Raw genomic sequence first — 17,519 nt, forward strand, 5'->3', positions numbered from 1 at the left:
CTGTACAAAAGTAAATATTTACATCCAATCTTTATTTCCAGACTCTACCAAATACAATAAATTATTTTTAAGGTCTAATGCTGTAGTTATATCGATTTGTGGAATAGTGATTGATCTTGATGCCGAAAACACTTGTAACGAAGCCAATTGCCTGCGCTTTTGAAAAATAGTCTGCTTCATTGTAATCGCTTGAATTTTGTGAACCTCTAAATAGCTCGTATATGTTTCAATTAAAGCGCCTCCTCCAACTACAATATAATCCTCATCTAGGTGATAATAGGACTTTTTGTATGTGAAATACGTATTAAAGCCAATAAAAACCAACAAAGGAAGGTTTAGCAACAAAAACCAGCCTGGAAGAAAATATAGGCCAATATTTATAAGTAAAACGATAAATGAACTTATCCATAAAATTCTATAGGCTAAATACCTATTGGGTTTTCGAGGTACAATTCTGTTCTTGACATCAGGGTAAAACTGACCTACTAATTCATCTATCTGATTAATATTTAGGCCAACAATATTAAAATTTTGTTGTTGCTTTTTATTTGCCATGGCTTGGGTAAAACTCAACTTGTATAACCCCAATACTTTCTTTAGCCTATTAGTGGACACGGTCGTTGTTTGAATTCGACTTGATGTTAATCCAAGGTTTATTTTATTGAAAAGTCCTTTAGAAATCTCTAGCCCCTGTGCTTTTCGTGTCACCGTTAGGTCAAAATTTTGAATGAACATTTTCACAAGGGAAAACAAAAAAGATACTATGAGAAGGGCAACTATAATGGTAACATTAAAGAGAATAAGTGTCATAAAGGACTCACTGTCTAAACGAAACCACTCTCTAAAACGCGTCGTAAAATCGAATTGATTGACAAACTCCTGTAAATCGTTGTAAATACTGGTTAAAAATGCAAATATTAAAACAAAGCTTTTAAGATGGTTTTCACTAATACCCTCCAATAAAAGTCTTTTAATGGATGCTTTAAAATAGATTTTATCCTCCTCAGATTCTACAGAAGTCTCCTGTTTTACCCTTGCCGCTGCAAGTAATTGTTTTTTTAAGTCATCAGCTTTGGGTTTTTGTAAAGCTAATATTTCAATCTCGGTTTTATCGTCTCCCGCTGTTTCAATAGACAGAGAGACCACATTTATAAATTGTTGTAGTAAATTTTGTTTTATATATACATTTTGGATTTTAGAAAACGATACCGAAACCTCTTCTTTATTCAATATGCCTTTCTCTAAGAAAAAGTGGTCTTCCTTAATATAGAACTTAAAGTTTAAATAACGCAGGACAGCCAATGCTAAAAAGAACAACACCAATCCCATTGCACCTAGCAGATATTTAGGATGAGACAAGTCTGGTCCTTTGTCTGATTGTAAATATTTGAGCAAGAAAGCCACTATGACTATAAAAAGCCCTTTGACCAGTTTAAAGGCACTTACACCAAAAATGACAATGATACCTTTGGCAGACTGCCTTGAAGGCTCTTCAAAATTATAAGCGCTCATTTATAACCTTGGTTAGAAATGCATATTGTGTTTCTGCAACATCTTTAGGCAGCCCTTTTATAGCAATATCACCTCCAGACTCACCTGCAGAATATATTTTTAATGTTGACAGACCGAGCTTTCTGGCCAAAAATGAACGTGCGATTTCTAGATGTTGTATTCTATTATGTGGTAAGGTAATAGTCTTGGTAACAAGATATCCATGGGAATAGGTAATATCTTTTTCGCGCATGGCATATTTGCGTTTTTTAAATCCCAAATAGTATAAGATAGAGGTAAAAAGACTTATAACAGTCAAAGCACACACTGCATATAAGGCGAACTGATTAAAAGACTGGTCATCAGAGAAAGTCCTGATAATAACTAATCCTAAAATAATAGAGCCATAAACCAAAAAAATATTTATGAAAAGGACATATAGGTAGTTGCGATGAATTGGGTGCATCTCCAAATGCTCTACTTTGGGCAGTGAAGACACATCTATCTGATTATTGGCAAACATTTATTTTTTTCTTTTTAGCAGATAATACTTTCTAACAGCACCCGTTAAGGCAAAAAACACAAACCACAACGGTAAGTAATTCAAATTAATTAAGCCGTTCTTAAAATACGTGAGTAGTAGTAATACAGCAGACCAAAATATACCATTTTTTAATGCCCCAACAGCAATTAATCTATTTTGCTCGGACATTACAAGTCCTCGGCATTTGCAATGAGCTCCGCGATATCCATCACGGCTATTTGCCCTTCTTTTTCTTTGTTTTTTACACCATCCGTCATCATCGTATTGCAAAACGGACAACCAGCAGCAATGATCTCAGGTTGCGTATCTAAAGCCTGTTCCGTTCGTTCAATATTCACCTCTTTATTGCCAGGCTCTGCATCCTTGAACATTTGCGCTCCGCCAGCGCCACAGCACAGACCTCTACTTTTACAGCTTTTCATCTCCACGAGTTCGGCATCCAATTTTCTAATTAAATCTCGAGGTGCTTCATATACATTATTTGCTCTACCGAGGTAACAGGGGTCATGGAATGTTATGCGCTTGCCCTTAAACTGACCACCCTCAATAGTCAAGCGGCCGTCATTTAATAGACTTTTTAAGAATTGTGTGTGGTGAACCACATCATAATTACCACCTAAGGATGGATATTCGTTTTTAAGGGTATTAAAGCAATGTGGGCATGCCGTTACAATTTTTTTAACCTCGTAGGCGTTCATGACTTCAATATTGGTTACAGCCTGCATTTGGAACAAAAACTCATTACCTGCACGTTTGGCTGGATCGCCCGTACAACTTTCTTCTGCACCCAAAACAGCAAAATCCACTTTGGCACTATGCAATAGCTTCACAAAAGCCTTCGTTATTTTTTTTGCCCGGTCATCAAAACTGCCTGCACAACCTACCCAAAATAATACTTCGGGTTGTTTTCCCTCTGCCATATATTCTGCCATAGTTGGCACTTTTAGTTGCTCACTCATTATTGAGGTTTTTTTTAATTAAAGTTTGTTTTCTTGTAGGTTGCTAATAAGCCAATATCAGCACCTGTTAGCAATCCTGTCATAAGTCCACCTATAAAACCGGTATCATAACTCCATACGATGTAGAACATGATAAAAGCCAAAACCGAAAATACAATCCCCAGTGCTAACCCGGTCTTAGCTATAATTTGCAGTAGAAAATTCATGACTTATTATGCTTCGTTTGCCCAATTTAAGCGGTCCATTTGGTTATAAGGCCAGGGTGCACCGTTGTTTTCTATATTGGTCATCATATTGTTTAACTCCATTGGAGCAGCACTTTGCTCCATTACCAAATAGCGTCGCATATCCATAATTATAGATAACGGGTCTATACTCACAGGACAAGCTTCAACACAAGCGTTACAGCTTGTACAAGCCCAAAGTTCCTCCGGAGAAATATAGTCGTTTAATAATTGCTTACCATCATCTTTAAATTCACCATTGTTCTTGTCAAGGTTTTTCCCGACTTCTTCCAAGCGGTCCCTGGTATCCATCATTATTTTACGTGGCGATAATTTTTTACCTGTTTGATTTGCTGGGCACTCGCTTGTACAACGTCCACACTCCGTGCATGTATAAGCGTTTAGTAATTGAATGCGATTTAAATCCATAACATCACTCGCACCAAATTTAGCGGGTTCTTCGTCCTCGGCACCTTCCGTAGGGGCAGCAAATGGATCTGCATTTGGGTCCATCATTAACATGACCTCTTTTGTAACCGCTTCAAGGTTGTTGAATTGCCCTTTCGGTTTTAAATTACCAAAATAGGTGTTTGGGAATGCCAATAAAATATGAAGGTGCTTTGAAAAATAGAGGTAGTTCAGAAACACCAAAATACCCAATATATGAAGCCACCATGCCGTGCGTTCAACAACATGTAAGGTATTTACATCCATACCCTCAAACCAAGGTGCGATGAATTGAGAAATAACATTGCCAGAATTCATCTCCTGAAAGGGCACATCGGTGGCATTCATTGTTAAGAATAAACACATTAACACAACTTCAAAATACAAAATGATATTACCATCATTCTTCGGCCAACCTTTCATTTCAGCACTTAAAAAGCGCTTAAGTTTAATGACATTCCTGCGCAACCAAAATGCCACAACCGTTATTAAGACCAAAACAGCTAAAATCTCAAACGTTCCAATTAAAAAGCCATAGACCTGCTCACCTATAACATCTTTAAATAAACGATGCGTACCAAAGAGTCCGTCTAATATAATTTCTAAAACTTCAATATTTATGATAACAAAGCCTACATAAACTACCACATGAAGCAAACCTGCAATTGGTCGTCTCACCATTTTACTTTGACCTAGTGCAATACGGGCCATGTTTTGCCAGCGTTGTGATTTATTATCACTTGCATCAACCTCTCTGCCTAGTTTAATATTTCTAATAAGCTTTTGAACATTTCGCGTAAAATAGCCTACTCCTAAAATCAAGGCTACTGCAAAAAGTATATTTGGTAAATAATCCATAACGTGCGTCTAATTCATTTGGTCTTCAGTAGGTTCTTCGTAAGGTATTTCCTTTTTTGACAGGATTCTTCTATACCTAGCTGGATGTAATTTAATATCTAATAGCAATAATTCTAATTCTTTGGTCGCTGACTCCAAATTATTGTACAAGGCATCATCATTTAAAAGTTTTCCTATGGTACCGTCCGGATTGGCCACTTGACCTATGACATCTTGCAGGGCAATTAAGGTCTTATCTAAATTAGCAACTGTTTTTGATAAACCTGCCTCCTTTAATTCTAAGGTCAGCGAATCTAAGTTGGAGCTCGTGTTTTCAAAATTTTCAAGCAGACCTGCAATCTTGTTTTCGTTTTGCTTAACCATACCTTGGACAGAAATTGACAAACTTCTAAAGGCCCTCAATGTTTCGTTTAATTCGGCGATAGTTGCTTTGATACCATCACTAGATTCATCAATAACCAAAGTGTTTAAATTGCTCATTAAGGTATCAGCAGTCCTTATACTGCTATCTAAATCTGCACTTAAACCAGAGAAATTTTTCCTAAGCGAGGTGATTAGTCCCGGTTGAACTTCTGATTGTATAAAATCACCAGGTTTTGCTGTTTGTCCGTCGTAGGCATTGACAATGGCCAAAGCGTTACCACCCATTATACCTGTTTCATATAAACGAATAATACTGTTTTTTGAAAACTCTAATTGTGGATTAACCGAAAATGAAACAATGGTTTTACCCGTCTTAAAATCATATTTGATATCCTCCACCTTGCCCACCTTATTCCCTTTTACAGTTACGGCAGAGGACATGCTCAAGGCATTATAGTCAAATTGCGTGTAGTATGTGTCTGTATTTGTAAATAAATCTTCGCCTTTAAGGTAAGAAAATAAATATATAAATAAGGCGATACCAGACAACACTAAAACCGCCGTTTTAACTTCTCTTGAAACTTTCAATGGTCGTTGCTTTGGTTAAAAACAAAATTAGGAATAAATTTTAATTCCTATCGGATGGAAATCACTTATTTATTAGGAGAGGTTTTTACGACTTCAGAAACACTGATTTGTTCTCCATTTTTAAATGCCACAATAAAACTAGAGCCATAACCTTTGTTTTGGGATTCCTCCTGCATTTTTCGTATTTTCTCATAATCTGAAGTACTGCCGTAATAATATTTAAAAAGCCTACCTACTTTTTCCTTACTGATTTCAGAAAGCCCTTTAAAGTTGTAAGGTTCAGGGGCTAAGTCCTTAGAGCTGGCTGCAATTTGAACCTTAAAGGTCACATCTTCATATGTTGATGGTGAATCTTCAGGGGAATCATTAGAAACCCCTACAATTTTATTACCTACGTTTTGTTCTAATTCCTTTTTGTATTCTATTATGGCATCTTTAATAGCATTTGCCATAATGGACTGGCCTTTTTTAGAGTTTAAAAACCTACCTTCTTCACTATTTGTTAAAAAGCCTAGTTCAACCAAAACACTGGGCATATAGGTGTTTCTGATGACCAATAAGCTTTCTTGCTTTAACCCGCGGCTTTTCCGTTTGGCTTTGGCCTTAAAGTTGTCCTCAATCCTGCGGGCAAGAATAATACTTTGCTCCACATACACTTCTTGCTCAATGCCAATAGCTATGGTAGACTCTGGTGAACTTGGGTCAAAACCAGAATAATTCTCTTGATAGTTATCTTCAAGAAAAATAACTTCATTCTCACGTTTGGCTACCTCAAAGTTTTTATCCGTATTTCTTTCGCCAAGAACCCAGGTTTCGGTACCATAAGGTTTTGGGTTAGCTACAGAATTACAATGGATAGAAACAAACAAATCTGCGTCTGCTTTATTTGCAATGTCAGCCCTTTTATAAAGCTCCACAAACACATCTTCCTTTCTTGTATAAATAACTTCTATATCTGATTTTGACTCTAAAGCCTTACCGACTTCAAGCGCTACTTTTAGAGCGATATGTTTTTCCCTATACCCATTACCAATATTACCTGCATCTCCCCCGCCATGACCTGCATCTAGAACAACAACAAATTTGTCATTCTGACCTGACAAACTGGTTGTGCTTGTTAAATAACTGATAAATAAAAAAACTAAGGATACTATTATGTGATTTGGCGTCGTTTGCATTTAAAATTAACGGTTTATAAACTCAGAATATTACACTTTAAGATCGGTTTGTCTGTATTTATTAACTTTATTTGAATAATAAATTATTCACAAAAAAATATCTGTACTTTTGGGGTTTCAAAAACCGAGCCATACTTTTACAAAAATACATCGAAAAGGTTTGCGTACAAAAAGCCTACACATACTTTTTGCCCTGAGTTTTACAGTGCTTATCAACACTTTTGGCTTTGCTCAGGAGTTACCTAAAAAATCAACAAATATTCCTGCACAAAAGATTAAGGACTCTACAAAAGTATCAGTTGATTCTATACTAAATCAGCCTCTTAACACCAAAGAAATAGATTCCATCAAGCAAGACTCGATAAAAAAAGATGAATTCTTAGAGGATATTGTAAAATACACAGCGAAAGACTACGTCTCCATTAATCAGCGAAAACAAAAAATCTATCTCTACAACCAAGCTAAAGTCACCTATCAAGATATGGAAATAACGGCAGGTGTTATAGAAATTGATTATAATACGAACACGGTTTACGCAGGCCGACTCAAAGATTCTACGGGTTATAGCCAAAGACCCGTTTTCACCCAAGGTTCTAATGTCATAGAGCCAGACTCTATTATTTTCAATACAGACACAAAGAAGGCCTTAGTCTATAACTCCAGAACGGAGCAACAAGGCTTCTACGTAAAATCTCCTGTTACCAAGAAGGAAAATGACTCTGTTTACTTTATGAAAAACGGAAAATTTACCACATCTGAAAACGAGGAAGACCCAGAGTATCAGTTTATAACCTCTAAAATGAAATTGGTACCAAATAAAAAGGTTATTGTTGGCCCTACTATTATGGAAATATATGGCGTACCCACACCTATTGGATTGCCTTTTGCTTTTTTTCCTATGACCAAAAAACAGACTTCTGGCATTATATTCCCCTCTTTTGGTGAGGATACAGGAAATGACAGAGGCTATTTTCTCCAAAATGGTGGTTATTATTTTGCGATTAGTGATTATGTGGATTTGGCCGTACTTGGAGATTATTATACCAACGGAAGTTATGGTCTACGGATTGAGAGCAATTATGCCAAACGTTATGGCTTTAGAGGAAATGTGAGCTTTAGATATGAAAATCTACTGAATAGTGAACGTGGGTTTCCCGATTTTGCACAAAACACCATTTACAATATCAGATGGTCGCATTCACAAGATCCAAAAGCCAACCCTAATTCACGATTTTCTGCCTCTGTAAATTTGGGTAGTAGCCAGTTTTTCCAGCAGTCTATCAACCAAGTGAATCAGGCCAACTTTCTAAATAATACATTGGCCTCTTCCGTGTCTTATTCAAAGACGTTTCAAGGTGAACCGCAAATAAACCTTAACTTAACAGCCACACACTCACAAAATACCAATACCCAGGCAATCAATCTTACTCTGCCGACCTTACAAGCCTCAATGACGAGAGTTTTTCCTTTCGCTCCTAAAAACGGCGCTAAGAAAGGGGCCATTCAAAACATCAACTTTCAGGTAAACACACGAGGTGAATACCGCATAAGTACCACAGATTCCTTATTTGGAAAAAGTGAAATGTTTGATGACGCCCTTGCTGGTATGCAACACAGCATCCCCGTAACCACAAACTTTAAGGTATTTAATCATTTTAGTGTAAGTGCAAGTGCCAACTTACAGGAAACATGGACGCTTAATACGATTAGACGGTTTTATGATCAAGTAAACGATGAGGTGGTTACCATTGACCAAAGTGGTTTCGATAGGTTTTTTACCTATAATGCGAGCGCAAGTGTAGGTACCACTTTATATGGTCTGTTTAATTTTGAAAAGGAAGGTAAAGACCCAAAAATACAAGCGATACGCCATGTTATTAGACCATCGCTTAGCTATAGTATTACACCTGCTTTTGACCAGTACTATGAAACCTTTGAAATTATTGATGCCGATGGCACTACCTCTGAAGAGTATACGCGCTTTGAAAATTCGATTTTTGGCAGGCCTAGTGATCGTTTTGCTAGTAATATAGGTATTGGAATTGGTAACAACATTGAAGCCAAGGTGCGCCCTAAGGATTCAACCAGTACGGAATCCAAGAAAATTTTTCTCTTAAACAACCTCAATTTGGCCACATCATATAATGTCGCAGCAGATTCTCTTAATTGGAGCCCTTTAAATATTAATGGAGGAACCCAAATTCTTAATAAAAAAATGAATATCAACTTTGGGATGAGCCTCAATCCCTATGCCTTAGACAGCAATAACAACATTGTTAACACCTTCAATATTAATAATGGCGGAAGCTTATTTAGATTAACATCAGCCAATTTAAACATTAGTTACTCCCTATCTAATGATAGTTTTTCTGGAAGAGAAGACCAAGAGGACGATATAGACCAAGAACAAGCTGCATTAGCAAATGGTCGTGTGGATGGTTTATTTGGCAAGACAGAAGATTTTGCCGACCGTAGATTGTCTGATGATGATAAAGACAAGAAGAGAGAAGATGACAATTCAGAGTTTTACAATTATAAAATACCCTGGAATTTGAGATTGGCTTATGCTGTGAATTATACCAATACTAGGAGACAAGACCAAATTTCGTCTCAGTCTTTAATGTTTTCTGGGGATATAGAATTATCACCACGCTGGAGTGTCGGTGTTTCCTCAGGGTACGATTTTTTAAATAATGGCTTTACGTTCACGCAACTTCGTTTTGAACGTGATTTACTCAGCTGGCGTATGAATTTTACTTGGGTTCCTATTGGAGACCGAACGTCTTGGAACTTCTTTATAGGCATAAAGTCCAGTTTACTTAAAGATCTCAAATATGATCAGCGTCGTCAACCAGATTTGCGATTAGGTAATTAATTTAAGCATACCCTGATTATCCTTTTTTTTATTTTAAATTTAATAAGCTAAATATCTAATTGTATACGCATGAAAAAAATTATAACCACAACAAAGGCGCCATTACCCATAGGCGCTTATAATCAGGCCATATTAACAGGAAATACACTTTATACTTCTGGTCAAATTGCTCTGCATCCAACCACTGGCGAGTTGGTTCAGGAAAGTATAGAGGCCGAAACCAAGCAAGTTATGGAAAATTTGAAAGCTGTTCTTTATGAAGCTGGGATGACTTTTGAAAATGTGGTGAAAACTTCAATTTTTATCAGTGACATGAAGAACTTTGCTAAGATTAATGAAGTATACTCAAACTATTTTAATGAAGAAACTGCACCGGCAAGGGAAACGGTTGAAGTGGCCAATCTACCCAAATATGTCAATGTAGAAATCAGTATGATTGCCATCATATGATTCTTTTGACTCAAGGATTTGAGAAATTAATTAGACTTACAATCGTAAGCCTGAGGTGAAGGTTAACACAAATCTACGATCTATTCTATTATTATAGATAACTCGAACATTGAGGCAATACCAACCTTAACAGGTTTATGAGGAAGACTAGGTAATAGATCACCGAAATGTAAATACTGCCTTGCTACCCTAAAATAGTAATCCTCAATTTAAAAGCTGCCATATAGCTTAAGTTATTCCTTTAGGATGTTAATAAGCCTTGTGCCTACAACTTATAAGGATAGTCAATCGCTGAGAATCTTTCGCCATTTGCACCGTCGTTTTCAACTAATGCAGGAGCAAGTGCTCCGGGCAAGACTGCTTCAACAGAATGTTCTGCATATTCACCACCTAAATCCGTCTTTAACCAACCTGGGTCTAATGTATTTATTCTTACACTTGTATCTTTTAGTTTAACGGCGATATCATCAGTTAATTTAAGTACCGCCCATTTAGAGGCTCCATATGGCATTAATTCAGGTTGATCTTTTATTCCTGAAACGAGGTTAACAACACGTCCAAAACCATTTTCAATCATGGCTGGAATAAAAGCAGCACACAACTTATACATGGCAAATACATTGACCTTCATGCTTAGCATCCAATCCTCCCAACTATGATTCCAAATATCAACGTTATAAGGTGTCATTACAGCAGCATTATTATATAAAATATCAACTCTAACGTTTAATTTTTTTACTTGATTTATTAAATCATAAATCTGATCTTCATTTGATAATTCACCATATATACAATAGACCTTAATGTTATAGTGGCTGAGAAGGTCCAGTGTTGTTTTGCAGTTTTCTTGTGTCCGACCATGCACGATAATATTACAACCTAATTTGGCCAAACCCTTTGCCACTTGCTGCCCGATACCACGACTAGAACCCGTTATTAAGGCATTTTTTTCGTTTACGTCAATCATAACTCTTCTTAATTTTAAAAGGTCTTCGCCTATTTATTGTTATTACTTATTTGACCTCATTTTTCAAAAATTCACCAGCGTTGTAAGCCCTTAAATTCTCATATGTTATTCTTGTAATTTCTTCCATAGCTTCTTTTGTAAAGTAAGCTTGATGAGATGTAATCAATACATTAGGAAAACTCATAAGCCTCAGAATATCGTCATCTTGAATAATACTTTCCGAGAGGTCTTTAAAAAACAAATTCTCCTCTTGCTCATAAACATCAATACCTAAAAACCCTACTTTTTTGCTCGATAAACCTTTAATTATATCTGATGTATTTATCAATGCCCCTCGGCTTGTATTAATAATCATAACGTGATTTTTCATTAGCTCAATGGATGAGGAGTTCACAATATGCTTGGTGTCCTCCGTTAAAGGGCAGTGCAGCGATATAATATCTGAGGTCTTAAAAACATCTTCAACAGATCCGTAGGTTACACCTAGTGCAATTAGTTCCTCGGAAGGATAAAGGTCAAACGCTATTATATTGCATCCAAAACCCTTCACGATTTTACAAAATGCCGCACCGATCTGACCAGTTCCAACAACACCTATGGTCTTACCGAATACATCAAAACCCATAAGGTTATTTAACGAAAAATTTCCTTCTCTTATTCTGTTATAGGCCTTATGTGTTTTTCTATTCAAAGTGAGTATTAAAGCCATAGTATGTTCGGCCACGGCATGTGGTGAATAGGCAGGCACGCGTACTACTTTAAGACCATGTGCTTTTGCCGAATTAACATCTACATTATTATAGCCCGCACAGCGAAGGGCAATCAACTTTACACCGTTATTGGCTAATACCTTTATAACGGATTCGTGCACCTTATCATTAACAAAAACACAAACTGCATCAAAACCCTTGGACAAACTTGCGGTATCATCGGTTAAGTTGGTTTCAAAATAATGCAACTGATATTCTGACGCTTGAGGGTGTTTTTCAAAATAGTCCCTGTCATAAGGTTTGGTGCTAAAAACTGCAATTTTCATAGAAATAAGTATTTACTGAAGTGAGTATAAGGAGAAGCATTAGATTACACAAGGATCTATCTGCAATTAAAGAATTTTTAACCATGTTATCCATATTTTTGCACTCATATTTATAGCTTGTGAAAACAAAAGAATTAAAGGATTTTCTAGACAGTAAGGTTGCCCTCTACAACCATCCAAAATTTTTGGAGACGGATCCCATTCAAGTACCACACGATTTTTCAAATAAAGAAGATATTGAAATTTCAGGGTTTCTTACGGCCACAATTGCTTGGGGAAACCGTAAGAGTATTATCAACAATGCCAAGAAAATGATGGAACTTACAGACAATGCGCCTTTTGACTTTATAATAAATCATAAAAAGAAGGACCTAGACGTTCTACAAAGCTTTGTGCATCGCACCTTTAATGGGGATGATTTGGTGCAGTTTGTAAAAAGCCTTAAGCATATTTACGAACATCATGATGGTCTTGAAGCTGTTTTTTCTCGGCACGCGGAGGCCAAGTCATTACAAAATGCCATCCATGAGTTTAAAAAGGTGTTTTTTGAAACTCCACACCTTCAGCGAACCAAAAAACACGTTTCAGATCCGTTAAAAAATTCAGCAGCTAAACGAATTAATATGTATTTACGTTGGATGATAAGGCAGGATAATGCCGGTGTTGACTTCGGAATATGGAAAAGCCTCTCTCCTGCGCAACTAAGTTGTCCACTTGACGTGCATTCTGGCAATGTCGCAAGAAAATTAGGCCTTTTAAATCGCAAGCAGAACGACGCTAAGGCCCTAGCTGAATTGGATAAGAATCTCAGACGTCTTGACCCACATGACCCCGTAAAATATGACTTTGCTCTTTTTGGCTTAGGCGTTTTTGAAGGGTTCTAAATATCGTTAGGCTTTTAGTACCTTTAGACACTAAATTAAAACCCTCTAAAAAAGATGAAATACCGCTTTATACTCCTAGCATTGATTAGTTTTGCCTATGGCTTTTCCCAGGATTTAAAAATCCCTGTAGATACGGCTTACATAACCACCAATAGTGTAAAAATTAAAGGAAAAGTCGTAGAATACCAGGCTGAAACTGGTTTTCAACCTGTTTGGGATGAGGAAGGTAAACTGATAGCCTCTTTATATTACACTTATTACAAACGCACTAACGATACTAAAGGGAATAATAGACCAATCATTTATTCCTTTAATGGTGGACCAGGTTCTGCTTCGGTCTGGATGCATCTAGCTTATACTGGTCCGAAAATTTTAAAAATCGATGAGGAAGGGTATCCTGTGCAACCCTATGGTGTTAAAGATAATCCAAACTCCATTCTAGACGTGGCTGACATTGTATTTATAAATCCAGTTAATACAGCTTACTCTAGAAAAGTGGCAGATAAAGATGGCAAAATGCCTGAAGATAAGCTCTTCTTTGGTGTAAATGCCGATATTACCTACTTAGCAAGTTGGATGAATACCTTCACCACACGCCATAACCGTTGGGAATCGCCTAAATATATTATTGGTGAAAGCTACGGTGGTACACGGGTAATGGGTCTATCTTTAGCACTACAGAATAGCCAATGGATGTACTTAAATGGTGTTATAATGGTTTCTCCTGCAGATTATAAAGTCCTTCGTGTTGGCGGTCCTGTGGCCTCAAGTTTAAATCTACCTTATTATACAGCTACCGCATGGTATCACAAAATGTTACCCGCTGCACTTCAAAACAAAGACCTTTTAGAAATTTTGCCTGAAGTAGAGGATTTTACTATCAATGATTTAATGCCGGCCATCGCCAAAGGTGGTTTTATTTCCGAAACGGAAAAGAAGGCTATCGCCAAACAGATGAGTTATTATTCTGGTTTATCAGAAAAGGTAATTTTACAACAAAATTTAGACGTTCCCAACCGATTTTTTTGGAAAGAATTACTCCGAGACAAAACAGGGGAAACTATTGGCCGCCTAGATTCGCGTTATATCGGTATTGACAAGGTCGAAACGGGATCTGCGCCTGATTATAGCGCTGAACTCACCTCTTGGCTTCATAGTTTTACCCCTGCCATTAATTACTACATTCAAAATGAATTAGGTTTTAAAACCGATATAAAATACAATGTGTTTGGTAATGTTGGGAATTGGGATGATTCTAACGACAATACTAGGGACAACCTACGCCAAGCAATGGCACAAAATCCCTATTTAAAAGTCATGACACAATCTGGTTATTATGATGGCGCAACCACCTATTTTGCAGCGAAATATTCACAATGGCAAATTGACCCAAGTGGAAAACTAAAGAATCGGTTTTCCTTTAAAGGTTACCGCAGTGGCCATATGATGTATTTGCGAAACGAAGACCTTATAAAGGCCAATGATGATTTAAGAGCTTTTATTGAAAGTTCATTGCCTAAAGGAAAGTCAGCGAAGTATTAACATTACGAATTGGAAATAGATTCTGAAATGAATTCTGAATGATAAAAAACCATAAAAAAAGGCTTCCAAAGTGGAAGCCTTTTTCTTTTTATATATCAATCAAACTACCCTTTTAACCAGGCATTTCGCAATGTAATTTGTTCTTGAGTAGCTTCAGGATTTTCAATTAAAGTTTCACTGGTAGCCATGGGTTTGGTCAATGTTGCTTCTATCGCCACAGGCTCTCCATCACGTTCCAATTCCATTGTTATATCTTGCCCCTCTTTCCACATAAACATACCTCCTATAACCTGCTGAGCATTTTGAAGCGTTAATTCCTGGCCATTCACCTTCTTAATAACATCACCAGCCTGAATTCCTTGCGATGCCCAAAACGAATTTTTTAAAGCCATTGGGGAAAAGAAAATTGTACCCTTAGCTTGATCGCCATCAAAAATAATGTTTTGTCCGCCAGCAAATATGAAATTAGTTTCAACCTCAGATTCGCCCATTTTTAGACCAACCATCTCGAAAAATTCGTTGTAATTAATTGGGACATCACCTTCTACATGTGTCTTTAGGAAGTCACCAACACTTGGATAGGTCATTCTAGTTATTTCTGCGATTAGCTTATCATCCTCAAAGGGTTTATTCTTTCCATATTTAGTGGATAGTTCCTTCATCAAGGATAACATACTACGCTGTCCATTACTCTCCTTTCGCATTAAAATATCAATACACATACCAATTAATGCCCCTTTCATATAGACGTTATAATAACTGGAGGCATAAGGCTCTTTTAGAACATTTTCACTCATCACAGTAAAGCTCATGGTGTCATCTAACATTTTGGAGGTGCCAATCTTTTGGGTAATTGTTTTGTAGAATTTATCGTTATCTATTAAGCCCTCATAAACCTGAAAATGTTGTGCGAAATATTCGGTGACCCCTTCGTACATCCATAAATGCTTAGAGAAGGTCGGTTGGTTATAATCAAAGTAATGTATATCCTCAGAATGCACAGATAATGGCGTTACAATATGAAAAAATTCATGGGCCACCACGTCTATAAAAGAACTCTTTAAACCCTCTAAAGGTGTACTTTCTGGAAAAACTGCTACTGTTGATGTGTGATGCTCAAGTGCACCAAAACCTTTTGGAGAATTTTCTTTACCTTCAGAAAGGTACAAGAAGATGTCGTAACGCGCTGTGCTATTGATGTCACCCAAATAGGCTTTTTGTGCTTTCATCATTTCGAAGGCCGTCTCTTTAAGACTTGCAGCTGTATGAACCTTGTTTGGTGAATATAAACTCAATACAATTTTAATATCACCAACCATAAACTCTTCCACATCTAGATTACCGTACATCATTGGGTTATCTGTAATGTCAAAATAACGAGGAGCAAAATAGCTACTGGTTATTGTGGTTCCATCAGGACCTGATTTCATCCCTGTACTTGCCAATGCTGAAGTGCGTTTAAACGTTGCAGGTGCAGTTATATCTAGCGTGTATTGATTGTTTTTCAAGGAATCAAAGTACCCCACAAACCCATGGAGGTTTAGCACATAATTCTCAGGCTCAATATTTGTTCCTGCTGGTGAAAAAGGCTGCTCCCCTCCTATACCACCACCGGTTTCTATGTCAAAAGTATCATTGACATAGTACTGCAACTTGTCTAATTGGGTTGCATTTGTAATCGTCCAACTATTGGTGTCAATTTTAGTCACAGATAACTCGTTACCATCATAATCAAAAGCCTTAAAATCATCAATATATTTTCCAAAATCACTTACAGAATACGTTCCCTGAACGACTCTTGGCAAACGGTAGGTAACTGTTTCCGTAGTAAAACGACCGGGATTTATGGTTACAGGAACCTTGTCGTCTGTTACTGCCGTTAAATCTAAAGCGGTTTCAATCGGGTTGCTTATTGCCAAATCATCTGCTTTTGGTTTAACCGAACCACAGCCAACAAGGACCAAACTTAAACCTATAATCGCTAAATATCTTTTCATGTTTTAGTTTTTAGTTTTTTTACAAGACGTACAAATCTACAATCTGTTACAAGGCAAATTCTAAAGTTTATGTTAAAATGAGTATTGTTATATTAGTGCGGTCATGAGCGCTTTAATAAGCATATTAACCCCTTTTAAAAATACTGAACCCTTTATAGGGGAATGCATCGAATCTATTCTGCAACAAACTCACCAAAATTGGGAAGCTATATTTGTAGATGACAATTCTAGTGATAATTCTAATGGAATCGTTGAAGGCTATGCTAAAAAAGATAAGCGTATAAGTCTGGCGAGGAATAAGGGAACAGGGGTTATTGAGGCCTTAAGAACCGGTTTTAATCTAAGTTCGGGTGATTATATTACGCGAATGGATAGCGATGACATTATGGCCAAAAATCGTTTGGGTTGGATGCTTTCACAACTTTTAAAACACGGACCCAATCATTTGGCCGTAGGTCAAGTAAAATATTTTAGGGCGAATGGCGTAAGTGACGGTTATGCAAGGTATGAGCAATGGATAAATAGCCTAACCCAAAAAGGCAGTAATTATTCTGAAATCTATAAAGAGTGTGTTATACCCTCACCGTGTTGGATGCTGCGCCGTAATGATTTTGTGGCCTGCGAAGGTTTTGAGTCAAACAGATATCCTGAAGATTACGATCTAACCTTTAGGTTTTATAAGGCTGGATATAAGTGTATTCCCTGTGATGAAGTGCTACTCTATTGGCGCGATTATAGTACTAGAACCTCAAGAACACACGAACATTATGCACAAAACTATTTTTTAGATATAAAAGTGCATTATTTTTTACAATTAAATTATGATTCGAATCGACCACTTACCGTTTGGGGCGCAGGTTCTAAGGGTAAAACGGTGGCTAAACTTCTGATAAAAAACAATATTCCATTTCATTGGATTTGCGACAATCCAAATAAAATTGGAAAACACATCTACAGCCAAGAACTTTTAAATTTTAACTATTTAAACCAACTATTGCATCCGCAAAGTATTGTGACTGTCGCCAATGACAAGGCACAATTTGAAATTAGGGCTTATTTCAAACAGAACCACATGACATCTATGATTGACTATTTCTTTTTCTGTTAAATTTCTCA

The 17,519-nt window shown here is 36.9% G+C and carries 15 protein-coding genes; 5 read left to right on the forward strand and 10 right to left on the reverse strand.

All coding sequences use genetic code 11. The features are described from left to right. Positions 1-18: 18 nt before the first annotated feature. The 7 genes from CA834_RS09220 to CA834_RS09255 all read right to left on the reverse strand — a co-directional run bounded on the left by CA834_RS09220 (position 19) and on the right by CA834_RS09255 (position 6,652). On the reverse strand, positions 19-1,512 hold the full coding sequence (locus CA834_RS09220) for a PH domain-containing protein (RefSeq protein WP_094968400.1): 1,494 nt from the start codon (positions 1,510-1,512) through the stop codon (positions 19-21). Continuing rightward, the gene (locus CA834_RS09225; protein ID WP_094968401.1) at positions 1,499-2,014 is read right to left on the reverse strand and encodes a PH domain-containing protein; all 516 of its coding nucleotides are present in this window, start codon (positions 2,012-2,014) and stop codon (positions 1,499-1,501) included. Before CA834_RS09225 ends, CA834_RS09220 begins: the two co-directional genes overlap by 14 nt. 188 nt (positions 2,015-2,202) lie before the next feature. Continuing rightward, the gene (locus tag CA834_RS09235; RefSeq protein WP_094968403.1) at positions 2,203-2,994 is read right to left on the reverse strand and encodes a (Fe-S)-binding protein; all 792 of its coding nucleotides are present in this window, start codon (positions 2,992-2,994) and stop codon (positions 2,203-2,205) included. A 14-nt stretch (positions 2,995-3,008) separates the two neighbouring features. Then, positions 3,009-3,200: a hypothetical protein gene (locus CA834_RS09240; RefSeq protein ID WP_094968404.1), complete on the reverse strand. Its 192-nt coding sequence runs from the start codon at positions 3,198-3,200 to the stop codon at positions 3,009-3,011. Positions 3,201-3,206: 6 nt separating this feature from the next. Next, complete coding sequence (locus tag CA834_RS09245; protein ID WP_094968405.1) at positions 3,207-4,523, reverse strand: (Fe-S)-binding protein; 1,317 nt, start codon at positions 4,521-4,523, stop codon at positions 3,207-3,209. A 9-nt stretch (positions 4,524-4,532) separates the two neighbouring features. Then, positions 4,533-5,474, reverse strand: coding sequence for an MlaD family protein (locus CA834_RS09250; protein ID WP_094968406.1), 942 nt, complete (start codon positions 5,472-5,474; stop codon positions 4,533-4,535). A 65-nt stretch (positions 5,475-5,539) separates the two neighbouring features. Next, positions 5,540-6,652, reverse strand: coding sequence for an N-acetylmuramoyl-L-alanine amidase family protein (locus CA834_RS09255; RefSeq protein WP_094968407.1), 1,113 nt, complete (start codon positions 6,650-6,652; stop codon positions 5,540-5,542). A gap of 109 nt (positions 6,653-6,761) precedes the next feature. On the opposite strand from CA834_RS09255, the gene CA834_RS09260 reads away from it, so the two are divergent. Next, the gene (locus tag CA834_RS09260; RefSeq protein WP_094968408.1) at positions 6,762-9,527 is read left to right on the forward strand and encodes a putative LPS assembly protein LptD; all 2,766 of its coding nucleotides are present in this window, start codon (positions 6,762-6,764) and stop codon (positions 9,525-9,527) included. Between the two features lie 69 nt (positions 9,528-9,596). Further along, positions 9,597-9,977, forward strand: coding sequence for a Rid family detoxifying hydrolase (locus CA834_RS09265; protein ID WP_094968409.1), 381 nt, complete (start codon positions 9,597-9,599; stop codon positions 9,975-9,977). Between the two features lie 265 nt (positions 9,978-10,242). Here CA834_RS09265 and CA834_RS09270 read toward each other — a convergent pair whose 3' ends face one another. Together CA834_RS09270 and CA834_RS09275 are read right to left on the reverse strand one after the other, a co-directional pair. Beyond that, positions 10,243-10,944 (reverse strand): SDR family NAD(P)-dependent oxidoreductase, encoded by a 702-nt coding sequence (locus tag CA834_RS09270; RefSeq protein WP_094968410.1) that lies wholly within the window; start codon positions 10,942-10,944, stop codon positions 10,243-10,245. 46 nt (positions 10,945-10,990) lie between these two features. After that, a complete protein-coding gene (locus tag CA834_RS09275) occupies positions 10,991-11,980 on the reverse strand; it encodes a 2-hydroxyacid dehydrogenase (protein ID WP_094968411.1) in 990 nt (329 codons plus the stop codon). Between the two features lie 119 nt (positions 11,981-12,099). On the opposite strand from CA834_RS09275, the gene CA834_RS09280 reads away from it, so the two are divergent. Beyond that, positions 12,100-12,864, forward strand: coding sequence for a TIGR02757 family protein (locus CA834_RS09280; protein WP_094968412.1), 765 nt, complete (start codon positions 12,100-12,102; stop codon positions 12,862-12,864). Positions 12,865-12,918: 54 nt separating this feature from the next. Continuing rightward, positions 12,919-14,406, forward strand: coding sequence for a S10 family peptidase (locus CA834_RS09285; RefSeq protein ID WP_094968413.1), 1,488 nt, complete (start codon positions 12,919-12,921; stop codon positions 14,404-14,406). A gap of 104 nt (positions 14,407-14,510) precedes the next feature. Here CA834_RS09285 and CA834_RS09290 read toward each other — a convergent pair whose 3' ends face one another. Further along, positions 14,511-16,403 carry a M61 family metallopeptidase gene (locus CA834_RS09290; protein ID WP_094968414.1) on the reverse strand — a complete coding sequence of 631 codons (1,893 nt, stop codon included), beginning with the start codon at positions 16,401-16,403 and terminating at the stop codon, positions 14,511-14,513. A gap of 103 nt (positions 16,404-16,506) precedes the next feature. Between CA834_RS09290 and CA834_RS09295 the strand changes: the two genes are divergently transcribed. After that, positions 16,507-17,511, forward strand: a complete 1,005-nt coding sequence (locus CA834_RS09295; RefSeq protein ID WP_094968415.1) for a glycosyltransferase family 2 protein — start codon at positions 16,507-16,509, stop codon at positions 17,509-17,511. Positions 17,512-17,519: the final 8 nt, after the last annotated feature.

It is taken from the genome of Winogradskyella aurantia (assembly GCF_002266855.1).
In the GTDB taxonomy this organism is placed as follows: domain Bacteria; phylum Bacteroidota; class Bacteroidia; order Flavobacteriales; family Flavobacteriaceae; genus Winogradskyella; species Winogradskyella aurantia.

Coding starts and splice junctions, on each gene's coding strand:
- CA834_RS09255 (WP_094968407.1), bottom strand. CDS start 6,652: ATGCAAACGACGCCAAATCACATAATAGTATCCTTAGTTTTTTTATTT.
- CA834_RS09240 (WP_094968404.1), bottom strand. CDS start 3,200: ATGAATTTTCTACTGCAAATTATAGCTAAGACCGGGTTAGCACTGGGG.
- CA834_RS09225 (WP_094968401.1), bottom strand. CDS start 2,014: ATGTTTGCCAATAATCAGATAGATGTGTCTTCACTGCCCAAAGTAGAG.
- CA834_RS09290 (WP_094968414.1), bottom strand. CDS start 16,403: ATGAAAAGATATTTAGCGATTATAGGTTTAAGTTTGGTCCTTGTTGGC.
- CA834_RS09285 (WP_094968413.1), top strand. CDS start 12,919: ATGAAATACCGCTTTATACTCCTAGCATTGATTAGTTTTGCCTATGGC.
- CA834_RS09265 (WP_094968409.1), top strand. CDS start 9,597: ATGAAAAAAATTATAACCACAACAAAGGCGCCATTACCCATAGGCGCT.
- CA834_RS09220 (WP_094968400.1), bottom strand. CDS start 1,512: ATGAGCGCTTATAATTTTGAAGAGCCTTCAAGGCAGTCTGCCAAAGGT.
- CA834_RS09245 (WP_094968405.1), bottom strand. CDS start 4,523: ATGGATTATTTACCAAATATACTTTTTGCAGTAGCCTTGATTTTAGGA.
- CA834_RS09270 (WP_094968410.1), bottom strand. CDS start 10,944: ATGATTGACGTAAACGAAAAAAATGCCTTAATAACGGGTTCTAGTCGT.
- CA834_RS09235 (WP_094968403.1), bottom strand. CDS start 2,994: ATGAGTGAGCAACTAAAAGTGCCAACTATGGCAGAATATATGGCAGAG.
- CA834_RS09275 (WP_094968411.1), bottom strand. CDS start 11,980: ATGAAAATTGCAGTTTTTAGCACCAAACCTTATGACAGGGACTATTTT.
- CA834_RS09295 (WP_094968415.1), top strand. CDS start 16,507: ATGAGCGCTTTAATAAGCATATTAACCCCTTTTAAAAATACTGAACCC.